The sequence below is a fragment of the Kitasatospora sp. NPDC059088 genome (assembly GCF_042738155.1).
Taxonomy (GTDB): domain Bacteria; phylum Actinomycetota; class Actinomycetes; order Streptomycetales; family Streptomycetaceae; genus Kitasatospora.
Window position 1 is genome coordinate 37422 of record NZ_JBHYGR010000025.1, and the last position, 19182, is coordinate 56603.

The following is a 19182-nucleotide window of genomic DNA, read 5'->3' on the forward strand; positions in this document are numbered from 1 at the left end:
GCCACCCCCCCCGCCCCCCCACACCCCCCCCCCGCCCCCGCGCCCCCCCTCCCCCCGCCCGCCCCCCCCCGCCCTCGACCGCGTCTACGATCGAAGGGTGCAGCCGCGCGGCCGGATCGTGGTCGGCGTGGACGGCTCCGCCCCCGCCCGCGCCGCGGTCCGCTGGGCGGCCCGCCTGGCCCGCCGCACCGGCGGCCCGCTGGAGGCGGTGGCGGTCTGGGACTTCCCCTGCCTGTTCGGCGAGCACGGCCTGGTGCCGCCGGCCCTGGACGGCTTCGAACCGGAGCGCCGCGCCGCGGAGATCCTCGACGAGGCGGCCGCCGACTGCGGTCTCCGGCTGGACTGCGGGCTCCGGATGGACTGCGGGCTCCGGCTGGACCGCCGGCTCAAGGCCGGGCCGCCCGGGCCCGCCCTGGTCGTCGCCGCGGCCGGCGCCGCCCTGCTCGTCCTCGGCAACCGCGGCCACTCCACCCCGCCGGACGCCCCGCTGGGCACCGTCGCCCAGTACTGCCTGCACCACGCGCCCTGCCCGGTGGCCGTCGTCCGGGCGGACGGTGCGCGGACCGGCCCGTGACGGCGCGCGGATCAGCCCTTGAACAGGTTGTGCCCCACGTCGGACGGCACCTCGTCCTGGACCGGCTTGCTGCCCGGCCCCGGCACGTGCTCACCCGGGATCGGCCGGTCGCCCTCGCGGTGCAGCAGCACCACCCCGTCCTCGGCCCAGAGCTGCCGGTACCCGTGCGCCAGCAGCAGCTGGATCCGGTCGGCCTGCTCCTTGTCGGTCTTGAAGGGGAAGGACCGCTTGTCGGAGCGGGTCAGCACGTACTCGCGCCCGCGCGGTGTCCCGTCCACCAGCACCACGTCCGTCCGGGCGGTCAGCCGCGGCGCGATCTGGTTGTCGGCCTCCACCGAGGCGCCGTCCGGGATCAGCGCGGCCGCCCGGACCAGCGCGGCCTCGCTCGCCCTGGGCTCCCAGGAGGACGGTACGGCCAGTTGCAGCAGCCCGATCGGCACCGCCGCCACCAGCGCCACCCCGACCGTGCCCAGGCCCAGCAGCCGGGCCCGTCGCCGGGTCCGCTCGGGCCGCCCGGTGCCGCTCAGCCGGCCCAGCACCTCGAGGCTCGCGGTCAGCAGGACCGGCCAGAGCATCGAGTCGTAGTGCCGGGCGATCGACCAGTGGTTGGGGTTGCTGGAGAGGATCCGTTCGGCCAGCAGCGGCAGCAGGCACAGCACGGTCGCCGAGCGCAGCGGCAGCAGGAACACGGTGCCGAACAGCCAGAGCAGCAGCAGCGGCTTCAACGGCTGGTCGAAGGCGGTCTGCACCAGCAGGAAGGGGTTGTGCAGCAGGTGGGTGACCGCCTGGCCGCCGTCGTCGCCGAGCGCCTTGTAGTTCCAGTAGTAGCCCGGCTCGCCGCCCATCGCCGGGATCAGCCACTTGATCGCCACCGCCGAGGCGACGGGGCCGCCGAGCAGCAGTCCCAGTCCGGTCAGGCGCCCCGCGCGGTCCCCGGTGCGGCGGGTGCGCAGCAGCAGCACCAGCCCGTACGCGCCGACCAGCAGGCCGAGGTCCTCCTTGGTGCAGCACAGCAGCACCGCGGCGAGCACCACCGTGCCGTAGCGGCGGGCCAGGCCGCGCTCCAGCATCAGCAGGGTCAGCGGGACGGCGAAGGCCACCTCGTGGAAGCCGACCCGGGAGGCGACCAGCAGCGGCCAGCCGAGCGCGTAGACCAGCCCGGCCAGGTCCGCGGCCCGACGGGCGGTGCGCGGCTCGGCGGCGGCGAAGGAGTGCGCGGCGATCCGGCGGATCAGCGGCACCCCGAGCGCGAACAGCAGCGCCTGCCCGATGATCAGCGAGCGCGGGTCGTCCCAGATCCAGTACAGCGGCGCGAGCAGCGCCAGGACCGGGGAGAAGTGGTCGCCGAGCAGCGAGAACCCGGGCGGGAACTCGTGGTGGTAGTACTTCAGCGTCGAGACCGGCAGCCCGAAGTGGGCGTAGCCGCGCACGCCCTGGTCGAAGATGCCGAGGTCGAAGCCGCCGAGCGAGACGGAGAGCCAGCCCTGCATCCCGATGGCGCACATCACCGCGAAGCACAGCAGGCTGAGCAGCACGGTGCGCCGGGCGGGCGGGCCCAGGACGGCCGCGGCCCGGCGGGCGGCGGCGGGTACGGCGGCCCGGGTCGTCGGCGGGGTCGCGGTCTGGGTGGTCACGTCGGCTCTGGTCCGTCTCTGGTCCGTGAGGTCCGGTCCGTCAGGTCCGGTTGCTCAGGGCGGGGTCGCGGTCGCGGTCGTCGTCGTGCTTGCGGGCGTCGTCGTGCTTGCGGGCGTCGGGGTCGTGGTCGAGCTTGGCGCCGAGCAGCGCCCAGGCGCCGGCCGAGGCGTCCACGGCCTGCCGCCGGGCCCGGTACAGCCGCAGGCCGATGACGACCAGGACGGCGACCGCCAGCGGCGGGTAGATCGAGCCGGGCAGCTGCCAGTACCAGGCGACGCCGCGGCCCCAGCGGTGCGGCACGATCCACATCACGTGGGAGAGGAACACCGCCAGCGTCACGCCGAGCAGCACCCGCCGGCCGGCGCTGCGGGCCTCCGCGGCCAGCAGGGCGATCAGCGGGAGGCACCACACCCAGTGGTGGGTCCAGCTGATCGGCGAGACCAGCAGCGCGGTGAGGGCGGCGCAGACGCCGCCCCAGGCGTCGGCCCGGCGCAGCACCCGGGCGGAGCGCCCGGCGAGCACGGCCACCCCGAGCCCGAGCGTGGCGACCAGCGCGGAGGCGATCAGCCCGACCGTGCCGGGGTCGTTGACGTCGAGCAGCCGGCAGACGGCCCCGCGCAGCGACTGGTTGTCGACCAGCACGGTGACGCCGACCCGGCTCGGGTCCCACAGGTACTTGGCCCAGAACCCGTACGAGGCGTCCGGCAGCACGGCCCAGCCGACCAGGCCGGCCGCCAGGAAGGTGGCGATGGAGACCAGGGCGGCCCTGGTCCGGCCGGTCAGGAACAGGTAGACGGTGAACAGCCCCGGGGTGATCTTGATCGCGGTGGCGAGGCCGATGCCCACGCCCTTGGACCGGCTGCGGTCCGGGCGGGTGAGGTCCCACAGCACCAGGCAGAGGATGCCCAGGTTGACCTGGCCGTACTGGAAGGTGGTGTAGACCGGCTCCAGCCAGACCGCGAGGCCGGCGGCGAGGACGGTGGCCGCCGTCCGGTAGCGCCGGGCGGGCCAGCCGGCCAGCTTGAGCGACAGGTGCACGGCCAGGCCGAGCAGCGCGTAGTTGCCGAGCGTCACCAGGATCCGCAGCGGGCTCACGTCGAACCAGGTGCTCGGCACGAACAGCATCGCGGCGAACGGCGGGTAGGTGGCCGGGAGGTCCCAGCCGGGCAGCCGCATCGCGTACAGGTCGTCGCCGTTGACCACGGCCTGGCCCTCGGCCCGGTAGACGAGCATGTCGACCATGTTCGCCCCGTGCAGGTGGCGCTGGAAGACGAAGGCCGCCACCGACAGCACGGCCACGCAGGCCGCCGCGATGGTCCAGGAATTCGGTCTTCCGCTCGCCGGGCCGCCCTCGGGCCCCTCCGGGTCCGCCTGTCGCGTCCACCGTGTCAGACCGAACTCGCGCACCGCGATGGCACCCCGTTGAGATAGACCAGATCGTTCCCTCGTCACCGTCTGGGCCCACCCACCATAACCGACCCCTCTGAGAGCCCCCTGGGCCCGGAAGCACAACGAATTCCGCCCGGCGGGGGCGCTGTGAGCTCGGTCACGGAGCGGACGGCCCGGGGCTTCCGGGGCGTCAAAACGCGAAATCCCGCCGGGAGTTGAACTCCCGGCGGGATCTGCTGGGCCGGTCGGAACCGGTCCGTTGGGTGGAGCTGAGGGGATTCGAACCCCTGACCCCCTCGATGCGAACGAGGTGCGCTACCGGACTGCGCCACAGCCCCAACGAGAAGAAACTCTAGCACCTTTCGGAGGGGGTCCGTGACCACCCCCCTGGTCGGGGGCGGTCACGGCGGTCATTCGTTGGCCGCGCGGGGGCGGGACTGCGGAGCCGGGGCTTCGGCGTACTGGTCGAACAGCGGGGTGGTGCGGGACTCGGCGGGCCGGCCGGCGGTCCAGGTGCCGGGGGCCGAGAGGTCCAGGCCGCGGGAGACCCGGGGGGCGACCGGCGCGGTGACGTAGGTCGGCAGCGGGACGGGCACCGGCTCCCAGGAGTCGGGGCCGGCCGCACCGCGCTCGCGCATGCCGTCGACCCACTCCTCGTGCTCGGTCGCCTCGGCCACCGCGGAGGCGGAGGGCACCGCGACGGTGGCCTGCTCCGGATCGGCGGCCAGCCGCAGGTGCGGACGGCGGCCGGAGCGGTGCCCGGCGGGCGCGGGCTGGTCGTCCGGGGCGGGCGCCTCGACCGTCGGCCGGTCGTCCGCCGGGGCCTCGGCGCGCTGCCGCTCGCGCTGGCGCAGCCGCTCGGCCGCCTGGGCGGCCCGGTCGCGGTCCAGCTTCACCTCGTACCGCTGGCGCTCCAACTTGCGCAGGTGGCCGATGTAGAGGGTGAGCAGGACCGCCGGCACGGCCGGGACCCAGAGGAAGGCCAGGCCCGCCACCGCGGCGACCACCGCGCCGAGCGCGAAGGCCAGGAAGAGGGCGGTGACCATCCGGCGCCGACGGGCCAGCAGCAGCGCCCGGCGCTCGGACCCGACCTGCCGCACCGGGGCCGGCCGTTCGGCCGGCCGCTCCACCGGTGGTTCGGGCTCCCGCACGGCGGGGTCGCCGGAGTCGGCCGCGTCCCGCTCGGGGGGGCCGTCGCTGCTGTGCTCGTCGTCACGCGATTCGTCACCCAGGGCCCGGGCTGCCCGTCGCTCCAGCGCCGAACGCCCGGCCAGCAGGCGGATGGCGGTGCTGAAGCGTTCCGTCGGGCGCGCCTCGTTGAGTTCGTCCTGCCTGCGGAGCCACATGGGCACCAGATAGGCGGCCCAGGCCCCTACGATGACGGCGTAGATAAGGCCGCTACTGCTCACGATTCACACCGTACGGGCGACGGGGAAGGCCCGGCAGCAATTTGGCGCGGCGTGTCGTGTGATCAAGCTGATTCTCCGACTATTTTGCCGGTGTTTGTGACGGTCCGCCACCGCGCCGATGCCATATCGATATTTCTTTCGAACAAATATTCAATTACGTGGCTCGCGCCCGGAACTGAGCGCCCGCCAGCGCTCCAGCATCCCCTCCGGGACCTCCTCGGCGGTCAGGGCGTAGACCAGGTGGTCCCGCCAGTCCCCGTCGATGTGGAGATAGCGCGGGCGCATTCCCTCCGCACGGAAGCCGAGCTTTTCCACCACCCGTCGGCTCGGGCCGTTCTCCGGGCGGATGCAGACCTCGATCCGGTGCAGTCCGAGGGTGTGGAAGCAGTGGTCCACCGACAGCGCCACGGCCGTCGGCATGATGCCCCGGCCGGCCACCGCCTCGTCGATCCAGTAGCCGACGTTGGCCGAGCACATCGAGCCCCAGGTGATCCCGCCGACGGTCAACTGGCCGACCAGCTGGCCCTTGTGGAGCACTACGAAGGGCAGCATCCGGCCCGCCGAGGCCTCGCCGCGCAGGAAGCGGACCATCTGCCGGTAGGTCGGGCGGGGCCCGGCGGCCTGGCCGGCCGGGCCGGGCGGCACGGTGGCCTCCCAGCGCCGCAGCCAGTCCCGGTTGCGGCGGCTCACCTCCTGCCACTCGCGCTGGTCGCGGGCCCGGATCGGGCGCAGCACGACCTCCCCCTCGTGGAGTTCTACCGGCCAGCCGGCGTTCAGTGCCCTCTCCTCGATGCTTCGGTCCCGGAAGCCGGTGCGTCGGGCCGGGGGTGGTCCCCGCCGCCGAGCTGGTCGACGGCGTGCGCGAGCAGCGGCTCCAGGACGGCCAGACCGTCCTTGACGCCGCCGGTCGAACCCGGCAGGTTGACGATCAGGGTACGTCCGGCGAGCCCGGACAGCCCGCGGGAGAGCGCCGCGGTCGGCACCTTGTCGCGGCCGTACGCGCGGACGGCCTCGGCGATGCCGGGGACCTGCCGGTCGATCACCCGGGCGGTCATCTCGGGGGTGAGGTCCATCGGCGAGATGCCGGTGCCGCCGGTGGTCAGCACCACGTCGTAGCCGGCGGCGACGGCCTCGCGCAGGACGGCCTCGACCGGCTCGCCGTCCGGGACGACCCGCGGGCCGTCGACGGTGAAGCCCATCGCGGTCAGACCCGCCACCAGCAGCGGGCCGCCCTTGTCCTCGTACACCCCGGCCGAGGCCCGGTTGGAGACCGTCACCGCGAGCGCCTTCATGCGCCCACCTCGCTTCGCTCGGCAGGGGCATTCGCCCATCCGCACCTCTTGACGGCTCGCTCGCTCCGCTCGCTCACGCCGAAACCTCCGGCGCGAACCAGTCGCCGCTCTTGCCGCCGGTCTTGCTGAGCACCCGGACGGACTCGATGCTCGCGCCCTTGTCGACCGCCTTGACCATGTCGATCACGGTCAGCGCGGCGACCGTCACCGAGGTCAGCGCCTCCATCTCGACACCGGTGCGGTCGGCGGTGCGCACGGTGGCGGTGATCTCGACCGCGTCGTCGCCGACGGTGAGGTCGACCTCGACGCCGGAGACCGCGATCGGGTGGCAGAGCGGGATCAGGTCCGGGGTCCGCTTGGCGCCCATGATCCCGGCGATCCGGGCCACCGCGAGGGCGTCGCCCTTGGGCACGCCCTCGCCGCGCAGCAGCGCCACCACCCGCGGCGAGACCCTGACCCGCCCGGCCGCGACGGCGGTGCGCGCGGTGGCGGCCTTCTCGGAGACGTCGACCATCCGGGCGGCGCCCCGGTCGTCGACGTGGGTGAGGCGGTCGCCGGGATTCGGTGTCGTCACGGGTAACTCCAGGGGCGCGCAGGTCGAATACCGCGCTACCGTACCGCTCTGCCGCCGCCCGCTCGCCCCGGGGCGCTGCTGACCCGCCGCCCGCGGAACGCTCAGGAGTCCAGCAGCACCACGTCGACCTCGCTGCCGGCGGGCAGCTCGGTGACCTCCTCGGGAACGGTGATCAGGCAGTTCGCCCGGGCCAGCGCCCCGACCAGGTGCGAGTCGGCGGCGCCCACCGGCCGCACGGTGCCGTCCGCCGCGTACCGGCCGCGCAGGAACTGCCGGCGCCCGGCCGGGGAGCGCAGCGCGGACGGGCAGAGCGCGCGCACCATCGGGCGGTGGACGTCGGTCGCGCCCAGCATGGTGCGGATCACCGGGCGGACGAAGAGCTCGAAGGAGATGTAGGCGCTCACCGGGTTGCCCGGCAGGGCGAGCAGCGGCACCCCGGCCGCGCCGCCGATCCGGCCGAAGCCCTGGGGCTTGCCGGGCTGCATCCGCAGCTTGCGGAAGTCGACTCCCCCGTAGGACTCGAAGACCTCCTTGACGACGTCGTACGCGCCGACGCTGACCCCGCCGCTGGTGACGATCAGGTCGGCCCGGCCGAGCTGCTCCTCCAGCACGGCGCGCAGCCGGTCGGCGTCGTCGGGGACGGCACCGACCCGGAAGGCGATGGCGCCGGCCTCCTGGGCGGCCGCGGTGAGGGTGAAGCTGTTGGAGTCGGAGATCTGCCCGGGCCCGACCGGCTCGCCGGGCTGGACCAGCTCGCTGCCGGTGGAGAGCACCACGACCCGGGGCCGCGGGCGGACCTTCACGGTGGCCCGGCCGATCGCGGCGAGCAGGCCGAGCTGGGTGGGACCGAGCCGGGTGCCGGCCTCCAGGACGGTGGTGCCGGCGGCGACGTCGCTGCCGCGGCGGCGGATGTGGGCGCCCTCGGCGACCGGGCGCAGCACCCGGACCTCCTCGTCCGGCACCGGCGCGGTCATCGCGGCGGCGGCCGTCCCGGTGCCGGTGCCGCCGTCGGTCCACTCGACCGGGGCGACCGCCTGGGCGCCGGGCGGCACCGGGGCGCCGGTCATGATCCGGGCGGCCCGGCCGGGGCCGACCCTGGGCAGGTCGCCCGCGCCGGCCGCGATGTCGCCGACCACGGCGAGCACCGAGGGGTAGGCCTCGGTGGCGCCCCGGGTGTCGGCGGTGCGGACGGCGTAGCCGTCCATCGAGCTGTTGTCGAAGGGCGGCAGGTCGCCCTCGGCGACCACGTCCTCCTCCAGCCGGCAGCCCTGGGCGTCGAGCAGCTGGAGCTCGATCGCGGGCAGCGGGCCGACCGCGGCCAGGACGTCGGCGCGGTGCTCGTCCACCGTCCAGAAGCGAGGAGCCGCCGGTGCCCGGTCCGCGGACCCGTCGCAGCAGGCTGCGGGGGTGGTGGTGTGCTCCGTGGACCGGGTCATCGGCGGCTCGCTCTCTGTGTCGTGAGATCAGTCCTGCAGCTCGGAACCGACGAACTCCCGCAGCCAGGAGCGGAACTCCGGGCCCAGGTCCTCGCGTTCGGCGGCCAGTCGGACGATAGCGCGCAGGTAGTCGGCGCGGTCGCCGGTGTCGTAGCGGCGGCCCTTGAAGAGCACGCCGTGCACCTGGCCGCCGGCCTCGGCGTCGCGGGTGGTCAGCTCGCGCAGGGCGTCGGTGAGCTGGATCTCGCCGCCGCGGCCGGGCGGGGTCTCGCGCAGCACGTCGAAGACCAGCGGGTCGAGGACGTAGCGGCCGATGACGGCGTAGTTGGAGGGCGCCTCGCCCGGCTCGGGCTTCTCGACCAGGTCGGTCACCTGGAAGACGTCCTCGCCGAAGCCGTTCGCCTTGACGGCCGCGCAGCCGTAGAGGTGGATCTGGGAGGGGTCGACCTCCATGAGGGCGACGACCGAGCCGCCGAGCTCCTGCTGCACCTCGATCATGCGGGCGAGCAGCGGGTCGCGCGGGTCGATCAGGTCGTCGCCGAGCAGGACGGCGAAGGGCTGGCCGGCGACGTGCTGCTCCGCGACGGAGACGGCGTGGCCGAGGCCCTTCGGGTCGCCCTGGCGGACGTAGTGCATGTTGGCCAGCTCGACGGACTCGCGGACCCGGCGCAGGCGGTCCTCGTCGCCCTTGCGGACGAGGAGCTCCTCCAGCTCGTAGGCGCGGTCGAAGTGGTCCTCCAGCGCGCGCTTGTTGCGGCCGGTGACCATCAGTATGTCGGAGAGGCCGGCGGCGGAGGCCTCCTCGACGACGTACTGGATGGCCGGCTTGTCGACGACGGGCAGCATCTCCTTCGGGGTGGCCTTGGTCGCCGGGAGGAAGCGGGTGCCCAGTCCGGCCGCGGGTACCACGGCCTTGGTTACCGGAATACGGGAGGTGGTCGTCGTCATGCGTTTACCTTACTCAGGCACGTTTTCGCCCGGCCGAGCGCGGTCGGGCGGCTAGGACAGCACGTCCCGGGGCACGGCCACGGTGGCGGGCGTATGGGAAGCGACCGGCTGGGCCAGGGGGTCCCCTCCGGTACAGGCCGACAGACTACCCGGCTTTTCCGAACGGTCACGTTCGGGAGTCGGCGCCCGCTCCGGCCCGGATGCGGGCTGCTCACGGGGCCCGGCGGGGCGGCCGGGGCCCGGCGCCAGCCGCCAGCAGTCGCCGCCGGCGCGGCGGGCGGCGGCCAGGGCCCCGTCGGCGGAGCGCAGCAGGACGGCCGCGTGGGCGCCGTCCTCGGGGAGCACGGCGATGCCGACGGCGGCGGTCAGGCCGTTGCCCCCGGCCGGACGGGGCGCCCGGGTGCCGGAGGACCAGTCGAGCAGCAGGTGCCGGCGCACCGACCAGACCAGCCGCTCGGCGACCTGCGCGGCGCCCTCGGCGCCGGTGTCCGGGAGCACCACCAGGAACTCCTCGCCGCTGTAGCGGCCCAGGGTGTCGGCGCGGCGGATCTCCATGGCGAGCCGCTGGGCGAGGTCGCGCAGTATCGCGTTGCCGCGGGCCCGGCCGTGCTCGGCGAGCACCGCGTCGAAGCCGGCGATCTCCAGCAGCAGGACGGCCAGCGGGCGCGGGCCCTCGGCCTGGCCGGTGTGCTCGGCGCGGCGGGCCCGTTCGATCTCCCGGTCCAGGGTGAGCTGCAGGTGGCGGTAGTTCCAGACGCCGGTGAGCGGGTCGCAGGAGGCGGTCCGCTCCAGCTCGGCGCAGCGCTCCTCCAGTTCGGCGATCCGGCCGGTCAGCCGTTCCCGGTCGGCGGCCGCCCCGGCCCGCTCCCGGCGCGCGCGCAGTCCGAGCACGGTGGCGCCGGCCAGCGCGGGGGCGCTCAGCGCGGCCAGGGCCTGGACCAGCAACGGGGTGGACAATCGGGGCGCCCTTTCGCGTGTCAGGCTCTGCGCGTCACGGTTTTCGGACGTGGAGGATCCGGTGCACAACGAGAAGAGCGACCTGAGGACACGGCTGTTGACGCGGCGCCGCGCACTCACCGCCGAGGGGCGCGCGCGGGCGGCACTCGCGCTGGCCGGACACGCGCGGGAACTGGCCGCGCCGGGCAGCACGGTGGCCGCGTACGTGTCGGTGGGCGCGGAGCCCGGGACGCGTCCGCTGCTGGACGCGCTGCGGGAGAGCGGCGTCCGGGTGCTGCTGCCGGTGCTGCTGCCCGACAACGACCTGGACTGGGCCGAGTACGCGGGGCCGGCGGCGCTGGCCGCGGCCGGGCGCGGGCTGCTGGAGCCGGTCGGGCCGCGGCTCGGGCCGGAGGCCGTCACGGGGGCCTCGGTGGTGCTGCTGCCGGGCCTGGCGGTGGACGCCGCCGGGCTGCGGCTGGGCCGCGGCGGGGGCAGCTACGACCGGGTGCTGGCCCGGCTGGAGCGGGCCGGGGCGCGGCCGGTCCTGGCGGTGCTGCTGTACGAGCACGAGCTGCTGGAGCGGGTGCCGGCCGAGCCGCACGACCTGCCGGTGGACCTCGCGGTCACGCCCTCCGGGGTGCGGGCGCTCGGCCGGGACGGCGGCAGCTGAGGCGGCGGCGGCCGGGGCGGCGGCGGCTGAGGCGGCGGCCGGGACGGCGGCGGCCCCGCTCTCCCGGGGAGGAGGGCGGGGCCGCGCGGGCTCGGGACGGGCCTCAGCCCGTGGTGAGCACCAGCTTGTGCTTGGTGGCCTTCTCGACCGCGTCCGGCGTGTAGGCCCAGGTCAGCAGCTTGCCCTTGAGCCAGAGGTCGGTCTGGTCGTTGTAGTTCTGGTGGAAGGCGTGGCCCGAGGCGCCGCCGACGTTGACCCAGCGCGAGGAGTCCAGGTCGTTCAGGTCGACCACCATCCGCATCGACGGGATCCAGTCCACCTGGTAGCCCGCCGCCGCGTTCCAGCCGGCCGCGTCGACCGCCGCCGAGCCGCCGGAGAGGCGGTACGGGCCGCGGTTGAGCAGCTTGTGGACGAGGCCGGAGGCGATCGAGGAGTTGTCGGTGCCGAGGGTCTGCTCGCGCAGCTCCAGCTTGTGCAGGCGGCCCCAGCTCCAGGTGGAGATGTCCTTGCCGAGCAGCGAGGTCAGGTCCTGCCGGGCGTTCTTCATCGCCTCCTTGAGCAGGTTGTCCAGGCCCTTCTGCTCCTTGTGGTCGGAGTCGATGTACGTCCACCAGGAGCTGTCGGGCTTGTCGAGCTGGGTGCGCACGACCTCGGTCCAGCGGTCGCCGCCGTCCGGCTGGGCCTTGCTCGGGTCGCGGGTGCCGCACTGGGTGACGATCTTGCTGGAGCTGTCCGGCTTGGTCGGGTCGTCCTGCTGGCGCACCAGCAGGCAGTTGTCCTTGGCCCGGATGTCGGCCGGGAACTTCTGCCCGAAGGCCAGGCTGAGCAGGTTGCGCCAGACGCCGTTGTAGTAGGCGGCGGCGGCCGAGTCGGCGTCCTGGTGGAAGTTCCAGTCCTTGAGCAGGTCCTGGGCCTCGCGCACGTAGGGGTCGTCGATCCGCTGCTTGAGCAGCAGCGGGACCAGCGTCTTGGCCATGATGCTGGTGTTGTCCAGCTGGAGGGTCTGCATGTCGTCCGGCGAGATCTTGCCGTTGTTCTTGAGCAGGCCCTCGATCTGGTCGGTGATCTCCTTGGCCCGGGTGCCGTACTCCCAGTCCTTGGTGAGGCTGTACTTGTAGCTCGGGTCCACCACGGCCTGGTTGGCGGTGACGATGTAGCCGGCCGCCGGGTTGAGGCTGTACGGCAGGGCGGTGAAGGGGACCGGGTCCGGCTTCCACTGGTACGAGGAGTCCCAGCCCGGGGCCGGCATCGAGCCGTCGCCCTTGCCGCGCACCGGGATGACGCCCGGGGCCTGGTAGCCGATGTTCTTGCTGTCGGCGTAGATCAGGTTCTGCGCGGGGACGGCGAAGTCCTTGGCGGCGGCGCGGAACTCGTCCCAGTTGCGGGCCCGGTCCAGTTCGAAGACCGCGTCCATGGTCCTGCCCGGGCTCAGCGCCGTCCACTGCAGGGCGACGCCGTAGCCGCCGGTGCCGCGGTCGGGGGCGGAGCTGCCGTTGGGGGCGTACTTGCCGACGTTCTGCTGCTCGGTGCTGACGTCCGAGATGAGCGGGGCGCCGGTGCGGGTGGTGCGGACGGTGATGGTGCGGTCCTCGCCGCCGGCGACCTTGATGGTCTCCTTGCGGAGGTCGAACTTCTCGTCCTTACCGTCCACCTGGTAGGTGTCCGGGCCGGTGACCTTCTCCAGGTAGAGGTCGGTCACGTCGGCGCCCAGGTTGGTGAAGCCCCAGGAGACGTCCTTGTTGTGGCCGATCACCACGCCGGGCATGCCGGCGAAGGTGAACCCGGTGACGTCGAACTGGCAGGCCGGCGAGGCGGTCCGGCAGTGCAGGCCCATCTGGTACCAGACCGAGGGCAGGCCGGGGCCGAGGTGCGGGTCGTTGGCCAGCAGCGGCTTGCCGGTGGTGGTGTGCGAGCCGGCGACCACCCAGGAGTTGGAACCGATGCCCTGGCCGGGGCGGCCGAGCAGCTGCGGCATCCCGTCGATCCGGTCGGTGAGGCCCTGCAGCAGCGCCTTGGTGGTGGCCGCGCCCTGGGCGGTGCCCGCGCCGGGGGCGGCGCCGGACGGGGCCGAGCCGTCGGCCGGGCGGTAGGTGTCGCCGTTGACGGTGCCGGTCTTCACGATCGTGCCGTTGCGGGCGTAGGGGTAGTCCGGGTACAGCTCGGCGATCTTGTCCGGGCCGAAGTCCTGGGCCAGCAGCGAGCGGTCGATCTCCTCCTGGAGGTTCCCGGAGAGGTTCCAGGCCATCGCCTTGAGCCAGGCCACCGAGTCGACCGGGGTCCACTGCTCGGGCTTGTAGCCGCTGTTGACCGCGCCGAGCATGGCGTACTCCAGCGAGGCCTTCTCCCCGCCGGGGTGCTCGGCGAGCCAGGCGTTCACGCCGTCCGCGTAGGCCTGGAGGTACTTCTTGGTCTCCGGCGAGAGCTTGGTGTCGTACTCCTTCTGCGCCACCTGCCGCCAGCCCATGGTGCGGATGAAGGAGTCGGTGTCGACCTGGCCGTCGCCGAACATCTCGGACAGCCGGCCCGCGGTGATGTGCCGCCGGACGTCCATCTCCCAGAAGCGGTCCTGGGCCTGGACGTAGCCCTGGGCGCGGAACAGGTCCTCGCTGGTGTCCGCGTACAGCTGCGGGATGCCGTTGGCGTCGCGCTTGACGTCGACCGGCGCGCTCAGGCCCGCCACCTTGACCGTGCCGTCCACCTCCGGGAAGGAGGCGCGGACCGCGGTGACCCCGCGGTAGCCGCCGTAGCCGACACCGGCCACCAGCAGCACGACCAGCACGATCACGATCAGACGGGCGCGCCGGAACTTCTTCGAGCGGGGCATCTGGGTCCTTGCGGTCCTGACTTCGGGGCGGGCGGGCGTGTCCAGGGCCTGGGGCCGTGACAGGGCACCACATTAGGCCGAGTCGGACGGCCTGCGTGCACGGGGGACGCTCCCGGCGGGATCGGAGGCGGTCAACGGGCGGCCCGGAAGGGGCCGGTGGGTGCCCCGAGGGCACGCACGGCGGGCGTGACGAGGAAGGAAGTAGGCAATGAAACTAAAGATATGGCAAAATGTTAGACTGAGTAACGATCCGCAACAGGAGCATTGACGACTTCTTAACGGGTCGACGGTCCGGCACCGCCCGGCCCGGCACCACCTGACACCCCGCCCGCCCATGCCTGCCCGAGGTGCCACTGCGTGAACGTCGCCCACCTGAACCAGCTCCTGCTCGAAGCCTCCGTGATCCTGCTCTTCGCAGTGGTCGCCGTCCGGTTCTCGACCCGATCAGGGCTGCCCAGTCTGCTGATCTACCTCGGGATCGGCGTGGCACTGGGCCAGAACGGGATCGGCGTCACCTTCAACAACGCCGAACTGACCCAGGTGCTCGGCTACGCGGCACTCGTGGTGATCCTCGCCGAGGGCGGCCTCAAGACCAGTTGGCGCGAGGTCAGACCCGCCATGCCGGCGGCCACCGTCCTGGCCACCGTCGGCGTCGGCGTCAGCGTCTTCGTCACCGCGGCCGGCGCGCACTGGCTGGTCGGCCTGGACTGGCGCACCTCGCTGCTGCTCGGCGCGATCGTCTCCTCCACCGACGCCGCCGCCGTCTTCTCGGTGCTGCGGATGGTCCCGCTGCCGCACCGGCTCACCGGCCTGCTGGAGGCCGAGTCCGGCTTCAACGACGCGCCCGTGGTCATCCTGGTCGTCGCCTTCGCCTCCACCGGCGAGCTGGACTCCTGGTACATGCTGCTCGCCACGATCGCCGCCGAACTGGCGATCGGCGCCGCGGTGGGCCTGGCCGTCGGCAAGCTCGGCGCGTTCGCCGTCAAGCACGTCGCCCTGCCGTCCTCCGGCCTGTACCCGATCGCCGTGGTCGCCCTGACCGTGCTCGCCTACGCCGGCGGCGCGCTGCTGCACGGCTCCGGCTTCCTCGCCGTCTACATCAGCGCGGTGATCCTCGGGAACTCCAAGCTGCCGCACGGCCCGGCCGTCCGCGGCTTCGCCGACGGGCTCGCCTGGATCGGGCAGATCGGGATGTTCGTACTGCTCGGACTGCTCGCCTCGCCCGAGACCATGGGCGACGCGGTGGTCCCCGCGCTGGTGGTCGGCGGGGTGCTGGTCTTCCTCGCCCGGCCGCTGTCCGTGGTACTCACGCTCACCCCGTTCAAGGTGCCCGTCCGCGAGCAGGCACTGCTGAGCTGGGCCGGACTGCGCGGGGCGGTGCCCATCGTCCTCGCCACCATCCCGGTGGTCTCCGGGGCGCACAAGGCCGACGACGTGTTCAACATCGTCTTCATCCTGGTCGTGGTCTTCACCCTGCTCCAGGGCCCGACCCTGCCCTGGATGGCCAAGCGGCTGCGGATCGGCGAGGGCGCCATGGGCCAGGACCTCGACATCGAGTCCGCGCCACTGGAGAAGCTGCACGGGCACCTGCTCTCGGTCACGCTGTCGCCGACCTCCAAGATGTCCGGCGTGGAGGTCAGCGAGCTGCGGCTGCCCAAGGGGGCGGCGGTCACCCTGGTCGTACGGGACGGCAGCTCCTTCGTGCCGGACAAGGCGACGATGCTGCGCGGCGGGGACGAGCTGCTGGTGGTCACCACGGACGAGGTCGGCGAGGCGGCCGAGCGGCGGCTGCGGGCCGTGGACAAGGGCGGCAAGCTGGCGGGGTGGCTGAACGGGCGCTGAGGCGCCGCCGGGGTGGCTCGGGTGACCTGAAAGGCCTGAGGGGCCCGGGTGGCTCGGGTGGCCTGGGTGGTCTGGCGGGATCTACGCGCGTAACTGTATGGTGGTACGACCACGCCGTATGACTACCGTTAGAACACCCCCAGCATCTGCCTGACGCAGAGTTGGCGCGACCGCTCGGCGGCCGCGGTCCGGCCCCGGCCCACCAGGCCCGGCCGGCCCGGTATCTACCCCGGTCGACGCGCGAGAGGACGACTCTCGGCGCCGTCGGGGCCACCCCATGCCCTGCCGCGCTACCAGGCAGCAGGAAGGACCGACCGTGACGGCCCGCCGAACGGTCGAGACCACCGCGGACAGCGCTCCGGACACCGCGGACAGCACCCCGAACAGCGCGACCACCGACGCCGCGACACCGGCCAAGGTCGGGTACGGCGCGCTGCTGCGCACGCCCGGAGCCTGGACCTTCCTGGCCCCCGCCTTCATCGCGCGCATGCCCTACGCGATGCTCAGCATGGGCATCCTGCTCCTGGTCAAGGACACCCACGGCTCCTACGGCACCGCGGGCACCGTCACGGCCATCGCCGCCGTCGCCCAGGCCCTGATCGGCCCGCAGACCGGACGGCTCGCCGACCGGTACGGGCAGGCCGCCGTCCTCGTCCCGACCGTCGTGGTGCACGCGGCCTCGGTCGGCCTGCTGATCGCGCTGGCGCTCGGCCACGCGCCCGCCTGGAGCCTGTTCCTGGCCGCCGTCCCGGCCGGCGCGAGTGTTCCGCAGATCGGCGCGATGGTCCGGGCCCGCTGGATCGCCACCATCGGTGCCGAGGGCGCGTCCGCCTCCGCGTCGGCCAAGGTGAGCACCGCCTTCGCCTTCGAGTCCGTGACGGACGAGTTCACGTTCGTGATCGGCCCGATCCTGGCCGCCAACATCGCCACCTCGGTGAACCCGGCCACCGCCCTGGTCGTCGAGGCCGCGCTGACCTTCGTCGGCGGCCTGGTCTTCGCCGCCCAGCGCCGCACCGCACCCGCCCGGATCACCCCGGAGCCCGGCGTCCGGCGCGCCTCCGCACTGTCCTCCCCCGGCGTCCGGCTGCTGGCCGGGGTGATCCTCGGGGTCGGGGCCGTGTTCGGCGGCATGCAGGTCTCGGTGAACGCCTTCGCCGACTCGGTCGGCCAGCACGACGCGGCCGGCACCGTGTACGGAATCTTCGCCGGCGGCTCGATGGTCGCGGGCGTGCTCTACGGCGTCATCGCCTGGCGGCGGGCCGTCCAGCAGCGGATGGTGGTCAGCTACGCGCTGCTGGTGGCGGGCTGCTCCACGCTGTGGGCGATGCCGAACCTGGTCACGCTCTCGATCGCCGCGCTGGTCTGCGGCCTGGCCATCGCGCCGACCCTGATCAGCGGCTACACCCTCGTCGAGACCCTGGTCGAGGACGGGGCCAAGACCGAGGCCTTCACCTGGCTGACCGGCGCCATCGGCCTGGGCCTGGCGGTCGGCTCGATGGTGGCCGGGCGGCTGATCGACGCCCACGGGCCGTCCGCCGGGTTCCTGGTGCCGCTGGTCGGCGCCGGGCTGGGTGTGATCGCGCTGGTGTCGCTGCGGCACCTGCTGGTGGCCCCGGGCGGGGCGGGCCGCGTGGTGGCCTCCTCGGCCGACCTCGGCGGCGCGGCACAGCTGGTCGGTGCCGCGAAGGGCTGAACGCGCGGTCGTCGGTGACTCGGTACCGGCTCATCTCACACCGGATTCGCTGGACTGATCCAACGGAATACCGCATCATTGACCATCGTTAGCACTCATCAGGCGAGAGTGCCAGGAGGAAGACAAGTGCCCACGTACCAGTACCAGTGCACCGAGTGCGGCAACGGCCTGGAGGCGGTGCAGAAGTTCACCGACGAGGCGCTGACCACGTGCCCCGACTGCCAGGGACGGCTCCGCAAGGTCTTCTCGGCCGTGGGCGTCGTGTTCAAGGGCTCGGGCTTCTACCGGACCGACAGCCGTTCGTCCTCCAGCAGCTCGGTGAGCTCCGGATCGTCCTCCGGCTCGTCGACCGGCTCCTCGACGTCGTCGGGCTCCGGCTCGGCCGGCTCGTCGTCCGGTTCTTCGAGCACGTCGAGCACGTCGAGTTCGTCCAGCTCGTCCAGCAGCCCGGCTCCGGCCGCCGGCTGACCTCGGTCTCACGGGAAGGCCCGTCGGCCCCGCTCCACGCGGGGACGGCGGGCCTTTTCGCGTGTCGCGGCAGGTCTTTCGCGCGCCGGGCGGGCCTTTCCGCGCACCGCCGTCAACTTCCGGAATCGAAACAACTCGTGCGGGTGTACGAAGTTGTCCACAGGGGCGGGTTTGTCCACAGGCTGTGGGAATCGACTTCCGGGGCACGGCGCATCCGCGCAAGGTAGGGGACACCGAGCAAGACCCACCTAATTCCGGAGGTGTCCCGATGACGACCACGACCTTGCCCCTCCCGCTGCCCGCCCCCTCCGTACCGCCCCGGCGGGAGGTGCCGAGCTTCCCGCCGATCCGGCGCGGCTGCGGCGGGTGGCACCGCTGGCGCCGGGCCGTCCGACGGCGGGGCGGGGTGCCCGCGCTGGTGCTGCTCGCGGCGGCCGCGGCATTCGCCTCCGGGCCCGCGCGGGCCGGGCTGCCACCGCCCCCGGGCGGCGGCGTGGGCCGTACGGGTTGTCAATCCGGGCTTCCGGAAGATCACCCGTAACCCGGCGACGACTTCGTCGTTCGAGGCGGCATGAAAGGCTTCAAGGAATTCCTGCTGCGTGGAAATGTCGTCGAACTCGCCGTCGCCGTGGTCATCGGCGCGGCCTTCACCAACATCGTCAACGCCTTCGTCAAAGGCGTGATCAATCCGATCGTCGGCGTGTTCGGGACGAAGGACCTGGCGTCCTACAGTTCCTGCCTCAAGGGGCCCTGCGAGGTGAGCGCCACCGGTGAGGTCACGTCCGGGATCCTCATCCTGTGGGGGTCGGTGCTCAGCGCCCTCCTGCAGTTCCTGATCACCGCCGCCGTCGTCTACTTCGTGCTGATCGTGCCGATGAACCGGATGGCGGCCAAGCGGAAGAGCGCCGCCGAGGTGGCGGCCGAGGCCGAGGCCAAGGAGGTCCAACTGCTGACCGAGATCCGCGACGCGCTGGTCGTGGCGCGCTAGGAAGTCCCTCAGTCGCCGTGGTGCGGCGGGCGCTGGCTCAGGTACCAGTCCAGCCCCCGCCCACCGCCGGCACCCGCCCCGGGGCGATCGCCCCAGCCGGCGTCGGTGTCGTCCCTGGACTGCTGGTCCAGCGGGTCGCGAAAGACCAGGCGGGCCTTGGCGGAGGTGGAGGTGGTGGAGGCGGGAGGGGTGGTGGTGGGTGGGGTGGAGGGGGAGGGTGGGAGGGAGGGGGAGGGAGGGGCGGGGGTGCCCCCCCGCGCCCGGTCCTGGCCCTGTTCGCGCCCCGGTTCCTGCGCCTGCCCTTGTTCCTGCTCGCTCATCTCGTCCACTCCCCTGCTCGCGGTCCGACCTGTCCTTTCAGCGTAGAAGCCTCGCGAGGCTCCCGACGACACGCGCCGGGCCCGGGGGGGGGCGCCCCCCCCCCCCGCCCCCGGGGGGGCGCCCCCCCCCCCGCCCGGCGGCGGCGCCGCAACCCCCCGGGGGGGGGCGCGTCGTTGGGGA

At 73.4% G+C, this 19182-nt stretch carries 17 protein-coding genes and 1 tRNA gene; 6 read left to right on the plus strand and 12 right to left on the minus strand.

Features of this window, described 5'->3' with window-relative positions; genetic code table 11:
• Positions 1-97: 97 nt before the first annotated feature.
• Positions 98-574, plus strand: a complete 477-nt coding sequence (locus ACFWXO_RS14020) for a universal stress protein (protein ID WP_380524039.1) — start codon at positions 98-100, stop codon at positions 572-574.
• 11 nt (positions 575-585) lie between these two features.
• Here the strand turns inward: ACFWXO_RS14020 and ACFWXO_RS14025 are convergent, their stop codons facing one another.
• From ACFWXO_RS14025 to ACFWXO_RS14070, 10 genes are all read right to left on the minus strand, one after another.
• Positions 586-2208, minus strand: coding sequence for a DUF2079 domain-containing protein (locus ACFWXO_RS14025; protein WP_380524040.1), 1623 nt, complete (start codon positions 2206-2208; stop codon positions 586-588).
• Between the two features lie 40 nt (positions 2209-2248).
• Positions 2249-3508 carry a glycosyltransferase 87 family protein gene (locus ACFWXO_RS14030; protein WP_380524042.1) on the minus strand — a complete coding sequence of 420 codons (1260 nt, stop codon included), beginning with the start codon at positions 3506-3508 and terminating at the stop codon, positions 2249-2251.
• A 354-nt stretch (positions 3509-3862) separates the two neighbouring features.
• Positions 3863-3936, minus strand: a tRNA-Ala gene (locus tag ACFWXO_RS14035).
• A 72-nt stretch (positions 3937-4008) separates the two neighbouring features.
• Entirely contained in the window at positions 4009-5007 is a 999-nt protein-coding gene (locus tag ACFWXO_RS14040) for a hypothetical protein (protein ID WP_380524044.1), read from the minus strand.
• A 150-nt stretch (positions 5008-5157) separates the two neighbouring features.
• Positions 5158-5742 carry a GNAT family N-acetyltransferase gene (locus ACFWXO_RS14045; protein ID WP_375892754.1) on the minus strand — a complete coding sequence of 195 codons (585 nt, stop codon included), beginning with the start codon at positions 5740-5742 and terminating at the stop codon, positions 5158-5160.
• Between the two features lie 38 nt (positions 5743-5780).
• On the minus strand, positions 5781-6299 hold the full coding sequence (locus ACFWXO_RS14050) for a molybdenum cofactor biosynthesis protein B (protein WP_375892755.1): 519 nt from the start codon (positions 6297-6299) through the stop codon (positions 5781-5783).
• 73 nt (positions 6300-6372) lie between these two features.
• A complete protein-coding gene (gene moaC, locus ACFWXO_RS14055; RefSeq protein ID WP_380524111.1) occupies positions 6373-6813 on the minus strand; it encodes a cyclic pyranopterin monophosphate synthase MoaC in 441 nt (146 codons plus the stop codon).
• A 161-nt stretch (positions 6814-6974) separates the two neighbouring features.
• Positions 6975-8309 (minus strand): gephyrin-like molybdotransferase Glp, encoded by a 1335-nt coding sequence (gene glp / locus ACFWXO_RS14060; RefSeq protein ID WP_380524047.1) that lies wholly within the window; start codon positions 8307-8309, stop codon positions 6975-6977.
• A gap of 27 nt (positions 8310-8336) precedes the next feature.
• Complete coding sequence (gene galU, locus ACFWXO_RS14065; RefSeq protein ID WP_270144670.1) at positions 8337-9257, minus strand: UTP--glucose-1-phosphate uridylyltransferase GalU; 921 nt, start codon at positions 9255-9257, stop codon at positions 8337-8339.
• A 51-nt stretch (positions 9258-9308) separates the two neighbouring features.
• Positions 9309-10214 (minus strand): GGDEF domain-containing protein, encoded by a 906-nt coding sequence (locus ACFWXO_RS14070; RefSeq protein WP_375892758.1) that lies wholly within the window; start codon positions 10212-10214, stop codon positions 9309-9311.
• A 61-nt stretch (positions 10215-10275) separates the two neighbouring features.
• On the opposite strand from ACFWXO_RS14070, the gene ACFWXO_RS14075 reads away from it, so the two are divergent.
• The gene (locus tag ACFWXO_RS14075) at positions 10276-10866 is read left to right on the plus strand and encodes a 5-formyltetrahydrofolate cyclo-ligase (RefSeq protein WP_380524049.1); all 591 of its coding nucleotides are present in this window, start codon (positions 10276-10278) and stop codon (positions 10864-10866) included.
• 103 nt (positions 10867-10969) lie between these two features.
• Here ACFWXO_RS14075 and ACFWXO_RS14080 read toward each other — a convergent pair whose 3' ends face one another.
• Positions 10970-13690 (minus strand): penicillin acylase family protein, encoded by a 2721-nt coding sequence (locus ACFWXO_RS14080; protein WP_380524051.1) that lies wholly within the window; start codon positions 13688-13690, stop codon positions 10970-10972.
• A 357-nt stretch (positions 13691-14047) separates the two neighbouring features.
• On the opposite strand from ACFWXO_RS14080, the gene ACFWXO_RS14085 reads away from it, so the two are divergent.
• The 4 genes from ACFWXO_RS14085 to mscL all read left to right on the plus strand — a co-directional run bounded on the left by ACFWXO_RS14085 (position 14048) and on the right by mscL (position 18681).
• Positions 14048-15532, plus strand: coding sequence for a potassium/proton antiporter (locus tag ACFWXO_RS14085; protein ID WP_375892764.1), 1485 nt, complete (start codon positions 14048-14050; stop codon positions 15530-15532).
• A gap of 316 nt (positions 15533-15848) precedes the next feature.
• Positions 15849-17225: an MFS transporter gene (locus ACFWXO_RS14090; protein ID WP_380524054.1), complete on the plus strand. Its 1377-nt coding sequence runs from the start codon at positions 15849-15851 to the stop codon at positions 17223-17225.
• Between the two features lie 126 nt (positions 17226-17351).
• Positions 17352-17693, plus strand: coding sequence for an FmdB family zinc ribbon protein (locus ACFWXO_RS14095; protein WP_380524055.1), 342 nt, complete (start codon positions 17352-17354; stop codon positions 17691-17693).
• 571 nt (positions 17694-18264) lie between these two features.
• Positions 18265-18681: a large conductance mechanosensitive channel protein MscL gene (gene mscL, locus ACFWXO_RS14100; protein ID WP_375892768.1), complete on the plus strand. Its 417-nt coding sequence runs from the start codon at positions 18265-18267 to the stop codon at positions 18679-18681.
• Positions 18682-18689: 8 nt separating this feature from the next.
• Here the strand turns inward: mscL and ACFWXO_RS14105 are convergent, their stop codons facing one another.
• Entirely contained in the window at positions 18690-19001 is a 312-nt protein-coding gene (locus tag ACFWXO_RS14105) for a hypothetical protein (protein WP_380524059.1), read from the minus strand.
• Positions 19002-19182: the final 181 nt, after the last annotated feature.